Annotated in this window: 18 protein-coding genes; 9 read left to right on the top strand and 9 right to left on the bottom strand. The window is 68.0% G+C overall.

Annotated features, from left to right (window positions below; genetic code table 11):
- Positions 1–138: 138 nt before the first annotated feature.
- Genes alaS through ACN675_RS09110 form a run of 4 tightly spaced genes read left to right on the top strand, consistent with a single transcriptional unit; the run spans position 139 to position 6,008 of the window.
- Complete coding sequence (gene alaS / locus ACN675_RS09125) at positions 139–2,805, top strand: alanine--tRNA ligase (RefSeq protein WP_420750548.1); 2,667 nt, start codon at positions 139–141, stop codon at positions 2,803–2,805.
- Positions 2,806–2,807: 2 nt separating this feature from the next.
- A complete protein-coding gene (gene ruvX / locus ACN675_RS09120; protein WP_420750547.1) occupies positions 2,808–3,329 on the top strand; it encodes a Holliday junction resolvase RuvX in 522 nt (173 codons plus the stop codon).
- Positions 3,326–5,185 (top strand): endolytic transglycosylase MltG, encoded by a 1,860-nt coding sequence (locus ACN675_RS09115; protein WP_420750546.1) that lies wholly within the window; start codon positions 3,326–3,328, stop codon positions 5,183–5,185. The genes ruvX and ACN675_RS09115 overlap by 4 nt, the downstream gene beginning before the upstream one ends.
- A complete protein-coding gene (locus ACN675_RS09110; protein WP_420750545.1) occupies positions 5,175–6,008 on the top strand; it encodes a shikimate dehydrogenase in 834 nt (277 codons plus the stop codon). The genes ACN675_RS09115 and ACN675_RS09110 overlap by 11 nt, the downstream gene beginning before the upstream one ends.
- 6 nt (positions 6,009–6,014) lie before the next feature.
- Here ACN675_RS09110 and ACN675_RS09105 read toward each other — a convergent pair whose 3' ends face one another.
- From ACN675_RS09105 to ACN675_RS09090, 4 genes are all read right to left on the bottom strand, one after another.
- The gene (locus tag ACN675_RS09105; protein ID WP_420750544.1) at positions 6,015–6,395 is read right to left on the bottom strand and encodes a DUF1622 domain-containing protein; all 381 of its coding nucleotides are present in this window, start codon (positions 6,393–6,395) and stop codon (positions 6,015–6,017) included.
- Between the two features lie 74 nt (positions 6,396–6,469).
- Positions 6,470–8,161: an acyl-CoA synthetase gene (locus ACN675_RS09100; protein ID WP_420750557.1), complete on the bottom strand. Its 1,692-nt coding sequence runs from the start codon at positions 8,159–8,161 to the stop codon at positions 6,470–6,472.
- Positions 8,162–8,354: 193 nt separating this feature from the next.
- On the bottom strand, positions 8,355–9,143 hold the full coding sequence (locus ACN675_RS09095; RefSeq protein ID WP_420750543.1) for an enoyl-CoA hydratase/isomerase family protein: 789 nt from the start codon (positions 9,141–9,143) through the stop codon (positions 8,355–8,357).
- Positions 9,144–9,157: 14 nt separating this feature from the next.
- Positions 9,158–10,000, bottom strand: coding sequence for an enoyl-CoA hydratase/isomerase family protein (locus ACN675_RS09090; protein WP_420750556.1), 843 nt, complete (start codon positions 9,998–10,000; stop codon positions 9,158–9,160).
- 77 nt (positions 10,001–10,077) lie between these two features.
- Here ACN675_RS09090 and ACN675_RS09085 point away from each other — a divergent pair, with 77 nt between their 5' ends.
- On the top strand, positions 10,078–10,758 hold the full coding sequence (locus ACN675_RS09085) for a hypothetical protein (protein WP_420750542.1): 681 nt from the start codon (positions 10,078–10,080) through the stop codon (positions 10,756–10,758).
- Between the two features lie 76 nt (positions 10,759–10,834).
- Here the strand turns inward: ACN675_RS09085 and ACN675_RS09080 are convergent, their stop codons facing one another.
- Complete coding sequence (locus ACN675_RS09080) at positions 10,835–11,881, bottom strand: spirocyclase AveC family protein (RefSeq protein WP_420750541.1); 1,047 nt, start codon at positions 11,879–11,881, stop codon at positions 10,835–10,837.
- Between the two features lie 70 nt (positions 11,882–11,951).
- Positions 11,952–13,421 carry an aldehyde dehydrogenase family protein gene (locus ACN675_RS09075; protein ID WP_420750540.1) on the bottom strand — a complete coding sequence of 490 codons (1,470 nt, stop codon included), beginning with the start codon at positions 13,419–13,421 and terminating at the stop codon, positions 11,952–11,954.
- Positions 13,422–13,574: 153 nt separating this feature from the next.
- On the opposite strand from ACN675_RS09075, the gene ACN675_RS09070 reads away from it, so the two are divergent.
- On the top strand, positions 13,575–14,372 hold the full coding sequence (locus ACN675_RS09070; protein ID WP_420750539.1) for a FadR/GntR family transcriptional regulator: 798 nt from the start codon (positions 13,575–13,577) through the stop codon (positions 14,370–14,372).
- A gap of 94 nt (positions 14,373–14,466) precedes the next feature.
- Here the strand turns inward: ACN675_RS09070 and ACN675_RS09065 are convergent, their stop codons facing one another.
- Both ACN675_RS09065 and ACN675_RS09060 read right to left on the bottom strand, forming a co-directional pair.
- Positions 14,467–15,561, bottom strand: a complete 1,095-nt coding sequence (locus ACN675_RS09065) for a hypothetical protein (RefSeq protein WP_420750538.1) — start codon at positions 15,559–15,561, stop codon at positions 14,467–14,469.
- A gap of 149 nt (positions 15,562–15,710) precedes the next feature.
- Positions 15,711–16,385, bottom strand: a complete 675-nt coding sequence (locus tag ACN675_RS09060) for a TetR/AcrR family transcriptional regulator C-terminal domain-containing protein (RefSeq protein ID WP_420750537.1) — start codon at positions 16,383–16,385, stop codon at positions 15,711–15,713.
- 99 nt (positions 16,386–16,484) lie between these two features.
- Between ACN675_RS09060 and ACN675_RS09055 the strand changes: the two genes are divergently transcribed.
- The 3 genes from ACN675_RS09055 to ligD all read left to right on the top strand — a co-directional run bounded on the left by ACN675_RS09055 (position 16,485) and on the right by ligD (position 19,187).
- Positions 16,485–16,949 (top strand): hypothetical protein, encoded by a 465-nt coding sequence (locus ACN675_RS09055; protein ID WP_420750536.1) that lies wholly within the window; start codon positions 16,485–16,487, stop codon positions 16,947–16,949.
- Positions 16,946–18,127, top strand: coding sequence for a serine hydrolase domain-containing protein (locus ACN675_RS09050; protein ID WP_420750535.1), 1,182 nt, complete (start codon positions 16,946–16,948; stop codon positions 18,125–18,127). The genes ACN675_RS09055 and ACN675_RS09050 overlap by 4 nt, the downstream gene beginning before the upstream one ends.
- A 91-nt stretch (positions 18,128–18,218) precedes the next feature.
- Positions 18,219–19,187, top strand: a complete 969-nt coding sequence (gene ligD, locus ACN675_RS09045) for a non-homologous end-joining DNA ligase (protein ID WP_420750534.1) — start codon at positions 18,219–18,221, stop codon at positions 19,185–19,187.
- Positions 19,188–19,278: 91 nt separating this feature from the next.
- Here ligD and ACN675_RS09040 read toward each other — a convergent pair whose 3' ends face one another.
- Positions 19,279–20,154 carry an acyl-CoA thioesterase gene (locus ACN675_RS09040; protein WP_420750533.1) on the bottom strand — a complete coding sequence of 292 codons (876 nt, stop codon included), beginning with the start codon at positions 20,152–20,154 and terminating at the stop codon, positions 19,279–19,281.
- Positions 20,155–20,249 lie beyond the last annotated feature (95 nt).

Here is a 20,249-nt window from a genome sequence, read left to right as displayed (position 1 = left end):
GGGGGAAAAGGCAGTCCCGGTGAGGGGACCGACGGTGCCGTCGGAAGTCGCGATAAGCTGAACGATGGCCGATTCGTCGGAGTCGGCAGCCCCTACCGCGGGCACACACCACACCGCCAGACCCCGAAGGACCATGACGTGCAGACCCACGAGATCCGCAGGCGCTTTCTCGACCACTTCGTGAAGGCCGGCCACACGGAAGTGCCCAGCGCCTCGCTGATCCTCGCCGACCCGAATCTGCTGTTCGTCAACGCGGGCATGGTCCCCTTCGTCCCGTACTTCCTCGGTCAGCAGACACCGCCGTTCCCGCGGGCCACGTCGGTGCAGAAGTGTGTGCGCACCCTCGACATCGAAGAGGTGGGCATCACCACCCGCCACAACACGTTCTTCCAGATGGCGGGCAACTTCTCCTTCGGCGACTACTTCAAGCGCGAGGCGATCACCTACGCGTGGTCGCTGCTCACAGGCTCCGTCGACGAGGGCGGCTACGGCATCGACCCGGAGAAGCTCTGGGCGACGGTGTACCTCGACGACGACGAGGCGTTCGGTATCTGGCGCGACGAGGTCGGTGTGCCCGAGGAGCGCATCCAGCGGCGCGGGATGAAGGACAACTACTGGTCCATGGGCATCCCCGGCCCGTGCGGTCCGTGCTCGGAGATATTCTACGACCGCGGCCCGGAATACGGTGTCGAGGGCGGCCCGGAAGCCGACGAGGACCGCTACATCGAGATCTGGAATCTCGTGTTCATGCAGAACGAGCGCGGCGAGGGCGGTGCCAAGGAGGACTACCCGATCCTCGGACCGCTGCCGAAGAAGAACATCGACACCGGCATGGGCGTCGAGCGCGTCGCCTTCCTGCTGCAGGGCGTCGAGAACGTCTACGAGACCGATCTGCTGCGTCCCGTCATCGACAAGGCCGAGGAACTGACCGGCAGCCGCTACGGCGCCGAGCACGCGTCCGACGTGCGCTTCCGGGTCATCGCCGACCACGCTCGTACCGCCGCGATGCTCATCGTCGACGGCGTCAACCCCGGCAACGACGGCCGCGGCTACGTGCTGCGCCGCCTGCTGCGCCGCATCGTGCGCTCGGCGCGCCTGCTCGGCGCGACCGCCCCGACGATGGCGCAGTTCATGGCCGTCGTGCGCGACACGATGGCCCCGTCCTACCCGGAGCTGGCCACCGACTTCTCGCGTATCGAAACGGTCGCGGTCGGTGAGGAGACGGCGTTCCTCAAGACCCTCGACACCGGCTCGAAGCTGTTCGAGGGTGCCGTCGAGGCGGTCAAGTCCGAAGGTCGGACCGTGCTGGGCGGGGCCGAGGCGTTCACGCTGCACGACACCTACGGCTTCCCGATCGACCTGACCCTGGAGATGGCGTCCGAAGCCGGCCTGTCCGTCGACGAAGAGGGTTTCCGGTCGCTCATGGCCGAGCAGCGCCAGCGCGCCAAGGACGACGCCCGTGCCCGCAAGCACGCGCACGCCGACCTCACCGTGTACAAGGAACTGCTCGACCGCGGACCCACCGAATTCACCGGATTCTCCGAGCTGGTGTCCGAGGCGAACGTCCTCGCCGTCATCACCGGCGGTGAACGCCTGCACGCCGCGCAGGCAGGCCAGGACGTCGAGCTGATCCTCGACCGCAGCCCGCTCTACGCCGAAGCCGGCGGCCAGATCGCCGATATCGGCACCATCACCGCGACCGGACTGCGCATCAAGGTCAACGACGTGCAGAAGATCGCGAAGCAGCTGTGGGTGCACAAGGTCACGGTGCTCGAAGGGCAGGTCACCGAGGGCGACACCGTCCTCGTGCAGGTCGACCCCGATTGGCGGAAGGGTGCCACCCAGGGCCATTCGGGCACGCACCTCGTGCACGCTGCGCTGCGGCAGGTTCTCGGCCCCAACGCCGTGCAGGCCGGATCGCTGAACAAGCCCGGCTACCTGCGCTTCGACTTCTCCTGGCCGGGCGCCCTGTCGGAGCAGCAGAAGCAGGACATCGAAGCCGTCACCAACGAGGCCGTGGTCGCGAACTTCCCGGTCAACACCTTCGTCACCGACCTGGACAAGGCCAAGAAGATGGGCGCGATGGCGCTGTTCGGTGAGAACTACGGCGACGAAGTGCGCGTCGTCGAGATCGGCGGACCGTTCTCGATGGAACTGTGCGGCGGCACCCACGTGCAGCACTCGTCGCACGTCGGCACCGTCACCCTCCTCGGGGAGCAATCCGTCGGCTCCGGCGTCCGTCGCGTCGAGGCATATGTCGGTCTCGATTCCTACCGGCACCTCGCGAAGGAACGCGCACTGCTCGCCGGTCTGTCCTCGACCCTGAAGGTGCCGTCCGAGGAAGTGCCCGGCCGCGTCGAATCGCTCATCGAGCGTCTCAAGGTCGCCGAGAAGGAACTCGAGAAGACCCGCGCCGCCGCAGTCCTCGCGTCTGCGGGCACCTTCGCCGATAAGGCCCAGCGGATCGGCGATGTCCTGGTCATCGCCGAAAAGGCACCCGAGGGAGTGGCGGGCAACGACCTGCGCAGCCTCGCTACGGACGTGCGCGGCCGCCTCGGCAGCGAACCCGCTGTCGTGCTGCTGCTGGGCAGTGCCGACGGCAAGGTTCCGTTCGTCGTCGCCACCACCAAGGCCGCCCAGGAGAAGGGCATCAAGGCCGGCGAGCTGGTGTCCAGCTTCGGACCGGCGATCGGTGGCCGCGGCGGCGGCAAGCCGGACATGGCCCAGGGTTCGGGTTCGGATGCCTCCGGAATCCCCGCGGCGCTCGATGCATTCCGGGCGCGACTGCGCGAGCTGGCCGGCTGACCGTGGCGGCAGTCGCCGGCCCGGATCGCCCGGGCGACGACGACCCCGGACGCGGCCGCCGCATCGGCATCGATGTGGGCAGCGTCCGGATCGGGGTCGCCTCGAGCGATCCCGATTGCATCCTCGCGACTCCGGTGGAGACGGTCCCGCGGGCCAAGGACCGCGGGCCCGACGCGCCCGACATCCGGCGCATTATCCAAATCGTTATGGAATACGAAGCCGTTGAGGTTATCGTCGGTCTGCCGCAGACGCTGCGCGGTGAGCCCGGCAAGGCTGCGAAACTGGCGAGCGACTTCGCGCGCCGGCTTCGGCGGCAACTTCCCGACGTTCCCGTACGGATGGCCGACGAACGCTTCACCACGGTCACTGCGGCGCGAGCCCTCCGCGAAAGCGGAGTCAGCGCGCGCGGTGCACGGCCGGTCATCGACCAGGCCGCGGCCGTCGCCATCTTGCAGGGTTGGTTGGACGAGCGGAGTGCAGCTTTGAACGTGGCCGAGGACGGCGACCAGGGGGGTGGCCGGTGACCGGACGGTCCGACGACGACAACGAGGCAACACAGCAGCATTTCTTCGGTGACGGTTTCGGGGAAGAACCCGTGGACGGTCGCCGGAAGGTCGGTGGCGCCTTCGACAGGATCCGCTCGGAGCCGGAACAGGACCTCCGACCGAAAACACGCCCCGACGACGAGCCGACGACGGTGCTGCGCTTCGAGGAGGGTGTGTTCGACGGCCCGCCGCCGAGCACCGGGACCGCCGACGCTGGTTACCAGGTCGGCGCCGACGGGGTTGGCTACCAGGTCGGCGCCGCCGACGGTGGCTACGCCGCTGAGGGGGGTTACGCCGCTGAGGGTGGTTACGCCGCTGAGGGTGGTTACGCCGCTGAGGGTGGTTACGCATTCGGTACCTCCGACGGTGGCTATGCGGCCGGCGCTGCCGAGGGTGGCTATCCGGTCGGCACCGCCGAGGCCGACTACCGCGGTGACGGGTACGACTACGACCACAGCGGCGACGGCTACGACGACGACGAGTACGTCGGCGGCTATCGCTATGCCGATCGCGCCGAGGTCTACGGCCGGGGAGACAGTGCCGGCGAGGAAGCCGGCTATGCCGACGAGGACCCCTACGCCGCGCCCTACGAATCCGAACCCGCGCTCTGGCCCGACGCCGAGCGCGCCGAACCGGTCGCGGTGGGTGTGTCCCCGGCGCGGCAGGCACACGAACGGGAAGCCGGTGCACGGAAGAAGCGCGGGCGGGTCATCGGTTCGCTCGCCGTGGCGCTGCTGCTCGTCCTCGCCGTCGGCGGCGGCTTCTTCGTGTACAAGAAGATCGTGGGCCCCGACCTGCCCCCGGACTTCACCGGCCCCGCCGGCCCGGCCGTCATCGTGCAGGTCCGCTCCGGCGAAACCGCCGACGATATCGCCGTCGAACTCGCCGAGAAGGGCGTCGTCGCCAGCGCGTCCGCGTTCTTCAATGCCGCCGTGCAGAACACCGGGATGAACTCGCTGCAACCCGGCTTCTACGCCCTCGCGACGAACCTCCCGGCTGTCGAGGCCGTCACCGATCTCGTCGATCCGACTTCCCGGGTCGGTGCGCTGGTTGTGTCCGAAGGCCGCCAGCTGCACGACATTCGCGACGTCAACACCGGTGCGGTCCGCAAGGGGATCTACACGCTGATCGCGGAAGCGAGTTGCTACGAGGACAGCGGAACCACCCACTGCCTGACCTACGACGAACTCAACCAGGCCGGGGCGAGCACCGATCTCGCCGCGCTCGGGGTTCCCGCGTGGGCACGCCAGGCGGTCACCGGTGTGCCGGACCGCGATCGGCAGCTCGAAGGGCTCATCGCGGCGGGAAGCTGGGATTTCGATCCGTCCGCCAGCGCAACCGAGGTGCTCGCCGAGCTCGTGTCGGCGAGCGCCGAGCAGTACGACCGCACGGGGATCGCCGAGGCTGCCGCCAAGGCCGGGCTGTCGCCCTACGAACTGCTCGTCGCGGCGTCCCTCGTCGAACGTGAAGCGCTCCCTCCGGATTTCACGAAGGTCGCGCGAGTGATCCTCAACCGGCTCGCGATCGACATGCCGTTGCAGTTCGACTCGACGGTCAACTACTCGCTCGACGAAACCGAACTGGCCACGACCGATGCGGACCGCGAGCGGGTGACTCCGTGGAACACCTACGCGAGCCCAGGCCTGCCGGCGACGCCGATCTCGTCGCCGAGCATCGGTGCGCTGCAAGCCGTGGAGAACCCGGAGCCGGGCGAGTGGATCTACTTCGTGACCATCGACGCGCAGGGCACGACCCTGTTCGCCGACAACTACGAGGAGCACCTCGTGAACACCGACCGAGCTCTGGAAAGCGGAATTCTCGACAGTGGTAGATGACAATCCGACCGGTGCCCGTAAGGCCGCGGTCCTCGGCAGCCCGATCCAGCACTCGAAGTCGCCGCTGCTGCACCTGGCGGCCTACCGGGCTCTGGGCCTGACCGACTGGACATACGACCGCATCGAGTGCACCGGCGAGCAGCTTCCCGCATTCGTCGACTCGCTCGGCGCGGAATGGGTCGGCTTGTCGGTCACGATGCCCGGGAAGTTCGCGGCCCTCGCCTACGCCGACGAACGCACCGACCGAGCGGTGACCGTCGGCTCCGCGAACACCCTCGTCCGCACCGAGACCGGTTGGCGTGCCGACTGCACCGACGTCGACGGCGTGACCGGTGCGCTCGGCACGATCGGCGTCACCGACCTCACCGGCCGTTCCGCTGTCGTCGTCGGTAGCGGCGGAACGTCCCGGCCGGCGATCGTCGGACTGGCGTCCCTCGGCGTTCGGGAGATCACCGTCGTCGCACGGTCGGAGGCTCGCGCCACCGAAACGTTCGACTGCGCCGAAGCCGTCGGGGTCACGCCCCGGTGGGTCGCATTCGACGATCCCGGCCTCGGCGACGTGTGTGCCGAGGCGGGGGCCATGGTGTCGACCGTCCCGGCTGCGGGCGCCGCACCGTTCGCCGACGTTCTGGCCCGCGCCCCGTACATCCTGGACGCGATCTACGACCCGTGGCCCACACCGCTCGCGGCGGCGGCGCAGGCCCGGGGCAGCATCGTCGTGTCCGGTCTGTACATGCTGCTGCACCAGGCGTTCGGCCAGGTCGAGCAGTTCACCGGGCGTCCGGCACCGCGCGCCGAGATGGCGCAGGCCGTCGGCCTGTAGGGAGCCTCACGACGGTTGCGCGGTCCTCGGACCCGCGGAATCGTCCGACACGGGCTTCTGCCACGGCCAGCGGCCGTCGATCTCGAGTTGCAGGGACCAGCTCAGGAACGTGCGGATCAGCACGATGATCGCGAGCACCCCGACGGACGTGAAGGTGGGGGTGACGGCGACGGTCTTGATGATGTCGGCCGCCACCAGGAATTCGAGACCCAGCAGGATCGACCGGCCCAGATTACGGCGATACGCGACGTAGATCGGTGCACCGGGTGTGCGCCGGCGGGTGTCGTACGCGATCCAGCTGGACACGAGCGCACCGACGACGATGACGGCCACCCCGACCATGTCGATGACCGAGCCGACCGTGTCCATCACCTCGGCGATGTCCATGCACACTCCCTCCGGCGCTGCCGCGTGTCCGGATCATTGTGACCACGACAGCCCGGACGCGGGCGGGAAGCGCGCTACGTCACCGACTCTCGGGCGGTGTTCGTGTCGTCGACGGTGCGCGCGTCGTCCGCCGATGCCTGTGCACGCGCCCACCGGTAGTCGGCTTTCCCGGCCGGGCTGCGGGCGATCTCGGAACGGAACACGACGGCCTTCGGCAACTTGTACCGGGCGATCGACCGCGCGGCATGCTCGATGACACCGGCGGCGTCGAGTTCGGCGTCCTCGGCGGGAACGACGATCGCAACCACCTCCTGTCCCCACCGTTCGCTCGGGCGCGCCGCGACCACGACGTCGACGACCCCGGGATGGGAAACGATCGCGAGTTCGACCTCCTCGGCGAAGATCTTCTCCCCGCCGGAGTTGATGGTCGCCGAGTCGCGGCCGAGAAGTTCGATGCTGCCGTCCGCCAGGTGACGGGCCCGATCGCCCGGCAGGGCGTACCGGACCGACCCGATGACGGGGAAGGTCGCCGCGGTCTTGGCGGCATCGCCCTTGTAACCCAGCGGTGCGAAACCCCGCTGCGCGAGCCAGCCGAGACCGTCGTGACCGGGTTCGAGGACACCGTCGAGATCCTCTGCGACGACGCAGGTGTCGGGGCCGCCGCGGAACGTGCCCGTCGCCACGGCACCCGTCATGGACGTGTGCTGCATCTGTGCACCGGTCTCGGACGACCCGACGCCGTCGAGCACGACGACCCCCGGCACCGCCGCGATGAGACGTTCCTTGGCAGTCGGACTCAGCACCGCGCCCCCGTTCCCGACGAGGACCAGCGACGACACGTCGGCGTCGCCGTCCTCGATCGCCGCGGCGAGCGGTCGTGCCATCGCGTCGCCGACCACGGTCACGACGGCGACCTTCTCCCGTTCGATCGTGCGGACCACCTCGGGACCGTCCAGATGATCCGGCACCGTCGAGAAGATCACGGTCTGTCCGGTGAGGGCCGCGGTCAACGCGGCCCACTGCGCGGCCCCGTGCATGAGCGGCGGCAGGATCATCATCCGCAGCCCCGGATTCGCGACCGCGTTCGCGGCGATGCGCTCGTATGAGTCGACGAGTTCCCCGTTGTAGATGTTCCTGCCGCCGCAGCCGGCCATGAGGATGTCGTGCTGACGCCACAGCACACCCTTGGGCATGCCGGTCGTGCCGCCGGTGTAGAGGACGTACAGGTCGTCGGGGGTGGATCGTATCGGCAGTGGTTCGGGAGAACTCTCGGCGAGCGTGGTCTCGTAGTCGACGGCGCCGTCGAGCAGTTCGTTGCCGGAGTCGTCGGCGATCTGGATGAGCACGCGCAGCGACGGCAGGCTCGACCGCACCGCCGCGACCGTCGGGGCGAACGCCGCGTGATAGAGCAATGCCGTCGCCTCGGAGTCGGCGAGAAGCCGAGCGAGTTCGTTGCCGGTGTAGCGATAGTTGACGTTGAACGGCGCGACGCGGGCGCGGAATGCACCGAGCAGTCCCTCGATGTACTCGTTGCCGTTGTAGGCCAGGCATCCCAGCAGATCCTGGCCGACCTCGTGCGGGGCGAGGTCGGCGCGTTCGGTATGGCAGCCCAGTCCCTGCGAATGCAGGAACGACGCGAAGCGTCGCGCACGCTCGTCGACCTGTGCGAAGGTGAACCTGTGGTCGCCCTGCACGATCATCTCGCGGTCGGGGATTGCGGCGGCGACGATGCTTGCAGCTCTGTCGAGGGTGAATTCGACTGGTATCGAGCCCGATTCGGTCCCGTTCGTGTGTGGCACTGCAACTCCTCGGATGGATGCCGGCGAATGCGCTACAGCAGCGTGGTGCCCCACGCTGCGGTCCCCCCGAACGGTGAACCGTCGGTCGTACAGTTCCTCGGACGATACCGCAGGCGCGGGTGGTGGATGGGTGGATTCACGCAGGTAGGGGCCGGATTCATCAGCGGATCCGCGGTGCCCGGCCGTCGCCGTCCGGGGCGTCCGCGAGCTGGGCCCGGCCGAGCGGGTTGCCGAGGCGGGTGTAGATCAGGCCGTGGTCGAGGGCGGCGCGATAGGGCTTGTCGAGCGATTCCCAGATGGCTCTGACGGTGCCCTGGGTCGCGGCGGGCGGATTCGCGGCGATGGTGGTCGCGATCTCGTGGGCGCGCTGCCACAGACATTCCGGCGCAACCACTTCCGATACCAGCCCGATCCGCAGTGCCGTGTCGGCCCCGACGCGTTCGGCGTTGCCCGTCAACGCTATCCGCAGCGTCTCACCGAGACCCACGCGGCGCATCAATCCGACCGGCTCGAGCGCCGACACCAGGCCGGTCGAGACGTGCGAATCGAAGAAGGTGGCGTCGGACGAGCAGATCACCACGTCGGATTCGTTGACGAAGTAGAACCCACCGGCGGTACACATGCCCTGCACCGCGCACACGACCGGCTTCCACATCTTCTGCCACTTGGGGCTGAGCAACTCGCCCGGATCCTCGTGGTGCCACACGCTGTTCGGCTGCCCGTAGCTCGATTTGATGTCGAGTCCGGTGCTGAACGCCCGGGTGCCGGCCGCCCGCAGCACGATCGCGTTGACGTCGTCGTCGAGCTTGACCAGGTGCCATGCGCGAGCCATCTCCTCGCACATCCGTCGGTCGAACGCATTGAGGCGGTCGGGCCGGTTCAGGGTGATCGTCGCGACCTTGTCCTCGGGTGCGACGTCGAGGCGAATGGTCTCGAATACGGTGTCCACGGCTGCCCCCTGCGTCATCGACCCTCGAACTCCGGATTGCGCCGCTGCCGGAACGCGGTGAGGCCTTCCTTGAAATCGCTTGTTCGACAAGCCAACTCCAAGTCGAACAGCTCCTGGTTCATCGACTCGGTGAGGGTCGCGTGTTGACCGTACGCCAGCGCTTGTTTCGTCAGGCCCAGCGCGACGGTCGGCCCGGAAGCGAGGCGGTCCAGCAGTTCGCCCGCCGCGCTGTCGAGGTCGCTCGCCGGAACCGCGTCGTGGATCAGGCCCCAGTCGGCGGCGGTACCGCCCGGGATCTTCTCGCCGAGCAGCAGCATGCGACGGGCCCGGGCAAACCCGACGAGCCGGGGCAGCAGCCAGGTCGCCCCGGAGTCCGGGCTGAAGCCGCGTGCGACGAACGGCTCCCAGAACACGGCATCGTCGGCCGCGACGGTGAAATCGGCGGCGAGCGCCAGGTTGCAGCCCAGACCGGCGGCCCAGCCCCGGACGCTGCACACGACCGGTAGGTGGACGGTGTGCACGAGTTCGATCACGCGGTGCGCGGCGTGGGGGATGCGGCGAACCAGATCGCCTGCGCGCGGGCGTGTTCCGTCGGTGTTGCGGGAAACCCAGTCGACGCCTGCACAGAAGTCGTCGCCGGCCCCGCGAATGTGGATCGCGCGCAGGGAATCGTCGGATGCGGCGTGCGTGAGGTGATCGACGAGGGAATCGATCATGTTCGGGCTCAGCGAATTTCGACGGTCGGCGCGATCCAGCGTCAGGTGCAGGACGGCGTCGTCGCGGTGCGCGGTCACGGCGCCGTCGGTGCCGGGCCCGGTATCTCGGTTCGCTGTGGTCACATCCGCCCCCGGATCAATACTGTTTGTATTACGGTAATTGATACCGTTACTCCGTCCGAAGATAACAGGGGGCGGTGTCGGAGGGAAGGAAATTCATGGGTGAGCACCAGGGCCGGGTCGTGGAGGCCGGTCGGATCTCCTATGGGGCGCAACCCCTGCCGCAGCAGCTCGCGGTCGCGCCCGCGCTGCGCCGTCTCGTCGGACTCGTGATGTCGCTCGAGGACCCGCACCCGGTCCTGGACGAGATGGCCGCGCGACTCGCCGACTGGGAGGGCGTCCTCGCGTCCGTGGCGCCGCCGGACGAGCGGCCGCGAATCGGTCCGGACGCCGACGACTCCCGCCGCGTCTACGTCGACCACGCATACGACATCGGTGCGTTCAATCCGTGCTTTCCCGAGTACGTCTTCGACCGGCTCGACGCGGATCATGCCGAGGGCCGTGTCACCTTCCCGCTGGCTTTCGAAGGTCCGCCCGGGCTGGTCCACGGGGGCTTCCTCGGGGTGTTCTTCGACTCCGTCACCCAGCACCAGAGTTGTGCGGTCGGTGTTTCGGGCAAGACGCGATCGTTGACGGTGACCTACCGGCGGCCCACGCCGCTGGCGACGGAACTGCGCTTCACCATCGAACGCACGGTGGGGGAGCGCGGCATCGACTCCACGGCGCGGTTGCTGCTCGACGGCGAGGTGTTGTGCACGGGCGTCGTCAACACCGTTGCCGCCGACGTCGGAACACTTGCCGGGACGCGGTACGGCAAGCGGCGGAACGCGACCGGGTAGGGATTCGTCGGAGGCGGCGACGGCCGGGGTGCACTGCACCCCGGCCGCCGTGCCGTCGAACTCGTTGTCTGCGTGCTCACCTGGGGGGCGGGCAGGGCGAGTTGCCGGGAACACCACACATCTCCACGTGGAGATAGCTCGGTACCGACGGCGGAGTGGTGTCGGCGTGCTGGTTGACCAGGTTGTAGCCGAGGTTGAACACCAGCATGATCGCGTTGATCACCGCGGTCAGCGCGAGGATGCGGATGATGCTCACGCCCCGCTTGGTCCGGAGCCGCTCGATCCCGGCGTCGGAGACCAGCCCGCCGTCCTTGCGGCGGAAGATGTAGATGCAGATCGACAGGACCATCACGATCGAGCCGAACACGACGTTCTCGTAGAGGGGGAACTGGTTGATGGTGCCGGTGAAGAGCGACCACGTCTCGTTGACCCGGAAGTACGTCCACAGCCCCTGGCGTTGCAGCAGTTGCTCGCCGACGGTGTCCAGGACGAGGAACAGCAGCAGCAACCCGGCGACGATTCCGGCCTTGTTCAGCCGTGGCCACCGTTTGCGGGCACGCTCGACCAGCGCGTTGATCCCGAGGACGGCCAGCGGGAAGAACAGGAAGTAGTCCCCGAGCGTGTAGAGGATCGGTGCCGGGGTTTCCGGACCCTTGCTCACCCAGCCGGGTACGAACTCGGCCCAGGTACCCATCTGGAAGAACTCGGTGTTGTAGCCGAACACCGGGCGAACCGCGTTGACGCCGACGTCCTGCCAGGCGGCCAGCAGCCACGCGACCAGGAACACCCCGATGGTGGGGAATCGGCCTTCCCGGCGGGTCTTGCGGACCAGCCAGACGATCGACGCGATGGTGCCGACGACGCAGATCCCCTCGGCGATCTTGATGATCCAGATGGTGTGCGTCGGCACCGGATCGGCACCCGCCGGCGTCGGCGTGAATCCGTCGGAGAGAATCCACCGGATGTAGATGACGGCCTGGAGCGCGACGATCAGCGCGCCCACCCGGGCCAGCCAGACGATCGGGGGAGAATCGCGCCCCGTGGGGCTGCTCTCGAGCGTGGTCGTGGCAGCGGGTGCCTCGACGGTGTCCTCGCTCGTCGTCTTGCCTGTCGAATTCACCATCGTGCTGGTTTCCCTCCTGTACGAGTGGGGTGAGGGGGAGCCGTGGTGACGCTGCGGTCGACGGTGATCGTCATCGCGCGGCCGGCCACTGGATTGTCTTGTGCTGCAGGAATTCCGAGAGCCCCGCCGCGCCGAACTCGCGGCCGATACCGCTGCGCTTGTACCCGCCGAAGGGGCCGTCGGGACTCAGTCCGCCGCCACCGCCGTTGACGACGACCATGCCGGTGCGCAGCCGTCGCGCGATGCCGTGAGCGCGGAGCGGGTCGGACGACCACACACCGCCCGCCAAACCGAAGGGGCTGTCGTTGGCGATCCGGACCGCGTCCTCGTCGTCCCGGAAGGGGATCACCACACCGACAGGGCCGAAGACCTCGGTCTGCGCGATGCGCATCGAATTGTCGACGCCGACGAACAGGGTGGGCTCGACGAAGAAGCCCCTGTCCAATCCGGCGGGACGGCCACCGCCGTAGGCGATTTCGGCGCCCTCGTCCTGGCCGACCCGGATCAGGTCCTCCACGCGCCGGCGCTGTGTTTCACGGATGAGCGGTCCCATCGTCACCGTGGGATCGGCCGGGTCGCCGACCGTGACGTAGTCGAGTGCCATCTTGACCCGGGCGACGAGTTCGTCGTGCAGGGACTCGTGGACGAGGATCCGTGTCAGCAGGGCGCAGCCCTGTCCTGCATGCGTGATGAAGCCGCCGAGCACGCTCTGCATCACGTCGTCGAGGTCGGCGTCGTCGAGGAGGATGTTCGCGGACTTGCCGCCGAGTTCGAGCACGACCTTCTTCAGGCTCTGGGCGCTCTGCCCGTAGACCTTGGTGCCCACGGTGTCGCTGCCGGTGAAACTGACGATGTCGACACCGGGATGTGTGGTCAGTGCCTCGCCCGCCTCGACGTCGCCGGTGATGATGTTCAGCACGCCGTCGGGAAGACCCGCGGCCTCGGCGACCTCCCCGAAGACGAGTGCTTCGAAGGGGGTGTAGGGCGAGCACTTGAGCACCGCGGTGCATCCGGCTGCGAGTGCCGGTGCCACCTTGAAGACGTTGAGGAAGAACGGGAAGTTGAACGGCGTGATCAGGGCGGCGACGCCGTAGGGCTCCCGGACCACCGTGCCCTGGCCGATGCCGTTGCCGAGCATCGGCGGCATCGGGGACTCGAACGGGAAGGCGCCGATCACGCGGTCGACGAGGTCGGCGAGTTGGTCGATCGGTGTCCCGACCTGGATGAACTCGGCGAGCGTGCGGGTCGAGCCCGCTTCGGCGATGCTGAGGTCGACGAGTTCGGCGCGTCGGCGCTGGAGTTCGTCGACCATCCGCCGGAGGGCCGCGGCCCGTTCACGCGGGCTCATCTGCGGCCACGGTCCCTCGTCGAAGGCGGTCCGCGCCGCACGGACCGCGTCGTCGACGTCCGCGGCCGTGGCCTGGGGCACGGTGCCGATCACCGCCTCGGTCGCCGGATTGACGACCGTGAGCGTTTCCGTGCCCCGGCCGTCGACCCATTTGCCCCCGATGTAGAGCTGCCCTGCTCGCTCACCCGCCATGCGCGCACCCCCGCAATTCTGCAATTGAGTTATCTGATTCAACCGTACAATGGTGCAGTTGATCCGAGTGCCGAAACGGCGAAGTGGAGTGACGTCCGTCGGTGTTAGGCTGATCCGGCTTGCTGGTCAGGGAATTCGGAAGGCGTTGAGAAATTGTCGAACCGCTCCGTCGATGAGAACGAACTTCCCCGCCGGATCCAGGTGCCGAAGACCGCCGAGGTGATCGCCCAGCAGCTTCGCAGCCAGATCGTGCGCGGCGTCCTCAAGCCGGGCGACACACTTCCGCCCGAAACCGTGTTGGGGCAGCGGTTCGACGTCTCCCGGCCCACCCTGCGCGAGGCGTTCCGGATCCTCGAGAACGAATCATTGATCGTGGTGCGGCGCGGTTCGCGCGGGGGTGTGCAGGTCGTGTCTCCGGACGTCGCGGTGGCAGCGCGGTACGTCGGGTTGCTCTTGCAGATCGAGGGCACGACTCTGGCCGATCTGTACGAGGCGCGCACCGTACTCGAGCCGGCCGCGGTGCGGATGTTGGCGACCCGGCGCAGCGAAGAGGACGTCAAGGACCTCACTGCCATCGTCGACAAGCTCGCGATCCTGGTCGACGCGGGTACGGAGGGGGCCGATCTCGACCAGTGGTCCGCGACGGTCTTCCGCTTCCACGACCTCATCCTCGAGCGTGCCGGCAATCGGACGCTCGGTCTGATGGGCCGGATCATCGGTGACGTGGTGTCGACCCATATGTCCCGGGTGGTGTCGCGCACGACCGATACGGCCGAGGTCGAGGCGCAGTTCAAGCGCACCATCCGGGTGTTCCGCAAGACCGTCAAACTCGTCGAGGCGGGCGATGCCGATGCGGCGGAACAGAATTGGCAGAGGCACATGGCCACGTCCGCCAAGAAGATGCTCTGGGGCCGGTTCGCCTCGGAGTCGGTCGTCGACCTCTTCACCTGACGGCCGACTCCAGCCGTACGCGGATCTTCTTGTAGAAATGCAGCTTTCATGTCGTCGGTGCGCTCGGCCCGACGCCGGAGCGTGAACTCCTCGCTCACGCCTCCTGGCTTCGGGTCGCACGCAGGGCGTTCATCAACTTCGTCCAGTGGGACCGCGTCCAGCCGTCCTGGTCTTCGCCCCAGCCGATCTCGCCGTCGAACTCCCACCGCATGAGCGCGTTGCTGCCTCGTCCGCCCTCGCACATGTGGGCCACGGAGAAGCCTTCGGCGGTCATGGTGCGTCCTGTGAGATCCGTCAGGTCGACCTCCATGTGCGCGCTCCAGCCGGTCCGAGGATCACGGAAGTTGCGCATCCGCGACGCCGTCTTGTCGAGTCTCTCGAACCGGCCGTCCCGCAACAACCATCCGTGGTTGAGGGGTGACCAGCCCGCCGCGTCCCCGTCCTGGGGGCGGACGAATCCGAGGAACCCGGTGTTCGGTCCGGAGTGCCCGAAGATGTACTGGATCCGGCCGCGTCCGCGTTCGCGTTCGATCTCACGCCATCGGGGACCACCCGGATGCAGCACGCGATGCTCTCCGCGCTGATAGGCCGGCTTGCGGCTCCGCATGTGGTGGCCGCCGCGGGGACCCCACGTGCGGTCCCGGATCGAGTAGGAGTCGATGGTGATCGCCTCGCCGCGCAGGACCAGCTCGCCGACCTGGTGCCCGAGTTGATCCAGGTGGGGGCTGTACATCGCGGGTGGTTCGCCCGGGGTGAACCGGCGGGGCAGGTGGACGGCCCTGTGCTCGAACGCGACGGCGAAACCGTTGTCCGGATCGGTGTAACCGATCTCGTAGCGCATCAGCGGTTCGACCATCTTCACCGAGAACCCCCCGCCGGGGAACGTGATGTCCCGCAGGTCAGGGTGCTCCGGCATGGGCTGATCGACGCCGGTGCGATAGTAGGCGAGGCGACCGAGGTCGGCGCCGCTGGGGTCCCACACGAACACGCGCCAGGTGACCACTCCACGGTTGACGTCGAACCGCGCATGCAGCCACCCGCCGATGTGGCGTTCGGGGATGTTGAAGGACCACCAGTTGGTCTCGACCCAGTACGGATCGTCGTCCGGCGGTTGGTGATACATGTCGTCGGCGGGTGTGAAGGGGGTGTCGGCGGTGATCTCGTCCGGGCTCGGGACATCGTCTGTCACCTAGCCGACCGTAGCAGCGAGCCGACTGATTCGGAGCCTTTTCGCGACCCCGAATCAGATAACTCATTGCACTGCTGAATCACGTGCGGGCACGGCAGCGGGCAACCGTCGGGCGGGCCGTCGTCGCCGAGGGTCGCCGGAACCGGGGGTCATGCTCCGACGCTGTCCGTCTTCGTCCGAGCCCCGGCAAATCCGGTGATCAACGCGTCGACGGCGGCGTCGAATCGAGCTGTCGGCCCCCGTCCGGCACTGTCCTCGGCTGCGGCGGTCAGGAGGGGGTAGTCCTCGGGCGACAGTTCGGCGAGGCGGCTGGTCTGGCCTTCCTCACCGTGCGGCTGCGGGGAATCGGACCCGGCGCGTATGGCACCGTGGACCACGATCAGCGAGTTGAGCGCGTACAGCAGGTCCAGCGCGGTGCAGGGATCGAATCCCGCCCGGGTCAGAACCTGGAGCAGCGTCTCCATCACCTGGTTGTTTCCGGCCGTGGTGCCGGGCCGGGACAGCATGAGCGGAACCAGATTCGGGTGGGCTGCCAGGGTGTCCAACCCGGATCGGGCGTAGCGACGCAGTCCGTCCTGCCAGTCCGTGTCGGTCCCGATCGGCAGCTCTGCCGCGGAGACCAGCCGTTCGACGATGCCGTCCAGCAGTGCGGCCTTGTTCGGGAAGTAGTGGTACAGCGTCATCGCCTCGACCTCGAGCGCGGCGCCGAGGCGTCGCATCGACAGTGCCGCGAGTCCCTGCGAGTCGGCCAATTCGATGGCCGCGTCCAGGACGACCTGAGCATTCAGTCCCGCATGCTGTCCGTGGGGGCGGTGACCTGGCATTGCGGCTCCTTGATCCGTTGACATGTTTTACGGCGTAAGTCTACCGTGGGTGGAGTAAGACTTACATTGTAAGACTAGGCGTCGGAAAGAGCCTTCGTCATGAACACCACACGCATTTCCCGATCCTCGACAGTGGCCCTGCTCGTCGGTTGCGTCCTCACGGTTGTCGCTGCGATCGCCGTCTACGGCGGCCAGACGGCCTCCGGCATCCTCACCGCACACGTCCGCGCGGGCTACCCCTCCTTCACTCAGGACCACATCGATGCGGCAACCGACATCTATCTGACCTACCTGATCGTTCTGGGTGTGCTCGGCGCCCTCGGCTGGCTCACAACCCTCTGGGTGGCCCGCCGGAGCACATCGTGGGCGCGACTGCTCGCCACCGGCCTGTGGGTCGTCGCCACCGGCATCGCCCTGTTCGACCTGACCGTCCGGGACACCTCCGGCGACACCGCGCTGCCCGCAACCGTCGGGTGGATGGGACTGGCGCCCTGCGTGGCCGGACTCGTCGCGGTCGTCCTGCTGTGGCGCCGCCCCTCCCACGAAAAGGAAGCACTCCGATGACCGATCTCATCCGAACCGACGCCTTGGAAGCCACTGTCCTGGACGTCACCGTCCTCGAAGACGCTGCCGCTGACGTCTGCGCTGCCGGCATCCCGGGGATTTTCGCCGAAGTCCGTGTGGGTGACGATGTGTGGCGCGGTGCCGCAGGCGTCGCCGATCTCGTCACGCGCGCACAGGTGACCCCGGGGATGCGTCACCGCGTCGGTAGCATCTCCAAGACCTTCGTCGCGGCCGCCGTCCTGCAACTCGTCGAACGGGGTGCCGTCGAACTCGACGCACCGATCCGCCGGTATCTGCCGAACCTCGTCCCCGGCGACCGCGGTGATGCCATCACGGTGCGGATGCTGCTCGATCACACGAGCGGTCTCGCCGACTACCTGCCGACGGCCTATACGTCGCTGGCCGCGTTCCCGGTGGTGGCCCGCACCTCACCGCGCAGCATCGACGACAATCGATTCACACGATTCGACCCGCTGGACCTGATCGAGATGGGTGTCCGCGCACCGGCGGCTGCCGCTCCCGGCACGTCACCCGGCCGCTATTCCAACACCAACTACCTTCTGTTGTGCCGACTCATCGAGCTGATCACCGGTGTATCCGCCGAACAGCACATCGACGCCGCCGTCATCGCCCGGGCAGACCTGGCGGACACCGGATTCCCGTCCGGTCCCGAGGTGGACGGACCGCATTCACGATTGTACGAGTCGTGGTTCGGCATGAACCCTCCACTGAGCGACTACAGCGTCTTCGACATGTCCTGGGTCGGACCGGCCGCATCGTTGATCTCCACCACCGCCGATCTCAACCGGTTCTTCGCCGCCCTGCTCGCCGGTGACATCATCGGCCCGGAGATGCTGACGCAGATGCAGCAGACCGTGCCCGTCGTCTCGTTCGAAGGCACGATCGTCGACTACGGACTCGGCCTGCACCGCAAGGACGTTCCCGGCCAGGGGACGTTCTGGGGCCACGACGGCTCCGTGTGGGGCGGCGGCGCGATCACGATGGCGCGTGCCGACGGGAAGAGGCAGATGACGGTGGCGATCAATCGGCAGCGCTGGAGCGAACTCGACGACTCCGGCAGGCCCACACCGCATCCCATCGACCGAGCGCTCGACGCGTTCCACCGGGTGGCCTTCGGCGCCGAGGCGTCGATGCGGAATGTCGAGCCTCCCCGCTGATCGGACAGGCTCGGCAACTCCTCCGCGATGAGGACCGGAGGTGGTGCGCGGTTCGGCGATGATATTCGGTCCGGTGCAGCAGACTCGGGTCATGGCCTCTGTGTCCCCTCAGCTGTCCCCGATGTTGGCGACCCTCGGTGAACCACCGAGCGGCAATTGGGTGTTCGAGATGAAGTGGGACGGCCAACGCGTCCTGATCAGCATCGAGAACGGACAGTGCCGGTTGACCAGCCGCGCCGGCAACGACATCACCCGCACCTTCCCCGAGCTTCCGGATCCGCTGCTCGCCGCGGTCGGGGGCAGGGACTGCATCGTCGACGGGGAGATCGTCGCCCTCGACGCCGAGGGGCGGCCGTCCTTCGCGCGGCTGCAACGCCGCATGCATGTCCAGCGCCCCACCGAACAGTTGCGCGCTGATGTGCCGGTCATGGTGTACCTGTTCGACGTGCTCGCCGTCGACGGTGACTCCACGATCGATCTGCCCTATCTCGAACGGCGGGCCGTGCTCGACGACCTGATCACTCCCGGGGCCCGGGTGCAGCTGTCGCCCTATTGGCGCGACGTCGACGCCGCGACCATGCTCGAGGCGGCGCGTGAGAACGGTCTCGAAGGCATCGTCGCCAAAGACCCCGACAGCCCGTATCTGCCGGGCACGCGCGCTCCGAGCTGGATCAAGACTCCGCTGCGCCGCACTACAGAGGGGGTGGTCGTCGGTTGGACCCCAGGGGCGGGCAAAGCCGCCGGAGGTATCGGCTCGCTGCTGCTCGGGGCGTACGACGACGAGGGCCGGTTGGTGTTCATCGGTCGTGTCGGCACCGGGTTCGCTGCCGCGACCCGCCGGGAGTTGCGGTCCCGGTTGCGTCCGTTGGAGCGGTCCACCAGCCCGCTGTCCGTCGCACCGCCGAAGCGGGAGACCCACGGTGTCCATTGGGTGGAGCCGACGTTGGTGGGGGAGGTCGAGTACCGGGAGTACGCGGGCGGGAGCCTGCGGCATCCGAGCTGGCGGGGACTACGCGCCGACAAGACGGTGGACGAGGTCGACCTGCCCGGCCGGCACTGACTCCGGCACTTGTTCCTCGGCCCTGGAGCATCGCCACGGCGCCGATCCGGATCGGAATCCGGAGGCGTTCCGGTGTCGACACCCGCGAGGGTCAGGTTCGTGTCGGTCCGGGGCGACTGTTCGAGGTGCGGAGCCGGAACAGCGACTCCTGTGCGAGATTCGCGACGAGCACCTGATCCTCGTCGTAGATGTGCCCGGTGTACATGCCTCGTCCGTGCGAGGTCGACTCCGGCGCCAGATCGAGCAGCAGCCACCGGTTCGGATCGCAGCCACGATGGAGCCACACGCTGTGGTCGATGCTCGGCAGGATGCCGACCTGCTTGACGAGTGGGGCCTTCGACAGCCCGGTACACATGTCGGAGACGAACACCAGCCCGCAGGCGCGGAGGTTCGCATCGTCGCGCAGAGATGTCTTGATCCGGACCCACAGCCGCGTCGGCCATCGGTGATAGGCCTCGTCGTCGTGAGGGATGCGGACGTCGAGGTCGAGCATCCGCGGGTCCTGGCGGACGGACGGCAACGCCTCCGGCGGAGTCGTATCGGGCATCGCCTCCGCCTGGTAGTCGGCACCCGGCTGGATCTGCTGGAACGACGCCTCGAGGTTCAGGATCGGTACGTCCTCCTGGCTGGCAACGACCCGCCGAATCGAGAAGCGGCCTCCGTCGCGCTCTCGGCCGACCGTGTACGTGATCGGCTTGGTGGCGTCGCCGGGAGCGAGGAAATAGCTGTGCAGCGAGTGCGCCAGTCGCTCGTCGGGAACGGTATGGGACGCTGCGCGCAGCGCCTGCGCGGTGAGCCTGCCCCCGTAGAGTCCGCGAGGATCGTCGGCGCCGGCCCTCGCCGCGACGAAGGTGTCGGGTCCGGTCGCGGTGAGCATCAGTGCCTCGGCGACCGTTGCCGCCAGCGGGCCGGACGCGGCCACCGAGTGCGACCGCGCCGTCGAGGCGGTGCTGCGGTCGGCCGTCACCGGAACACCCGCGTGTGGACGCCGCCTGCGCGGGTGGCGGCACCGGTCGGTGCGGGCGGTGTGGCGACGCATGTTCGAGAGTCACTCATGCAGGT

Source organism: Rhodococcus sp. O3 (assembly GCF_048897285.1).
In the GTDB taxonomy this organism is placed as follows: Bacteria; Actinomycetota; Actinomycetes; order Mycobacteriales; family Mycobacteriaceae; genus Rhodococcus.
Note: the sequence above shows the minus strand (reverse complement) of the source record. Positions and strands in the feature narration are given on the sequence as shown.

Coding starts and splice junctions, on each gene's coding strand:
- ACN675_RS09060 (WP_420750537.1), bottom strand. CDS start 16,385: ATGCCAGGTCACCGCCCCCACGGACAGCATGCGGGACTGAATGCTCAG.
- ACN675_RS09050 (WP_420750535.1), top strand. CDS start 16,946: ATGACCGATCTCATCCGAACCGACGCCTTGGAAGCCACTGTCCTGGAC.
- ACN675_RS09085 (WP_420750542.1), top strand. CDS start 10,078: ATGGGTGAGCACCAGGGCCGGGTCGTGGAGGCCGGTCGGATCTCCTAT.
- ACN675_RS09055 (WP_420750536.1), top strand. CDS start 16,485: ATGAACACCACACGCATTTCCCGATCCTCGACAGTGGCCCTGCTCGTC.
- ligD (WP_420750534.1), top strand. CDS start 18,219: ATGGCCTCTGTGTCCCCTCAGCTGTCCCCGATGTTGGCGACCCTCGGT.
- ACN675_RS09080 (WP_420750541.1), bottom strand. CDS start 11,881: ATGGTGAATTCGACAGGCAAGACGACGAGCGAGGACACCGTCGAGGCA.
- ACN675_RS09075 (WP_420750540.1), bottom strand. CDS start 13,421: ATGGCGGGTGAGCGAGCAGGGCAGCTCTACATCGGGGGCAAATGGGTC.
- ACN675_RS09105 (WP_420750544.1), bottom strand. CDS start 6,395: ATGGACATCGCCGAGGTGATGGACACGGTCGGCTCGGTCATCGACATG.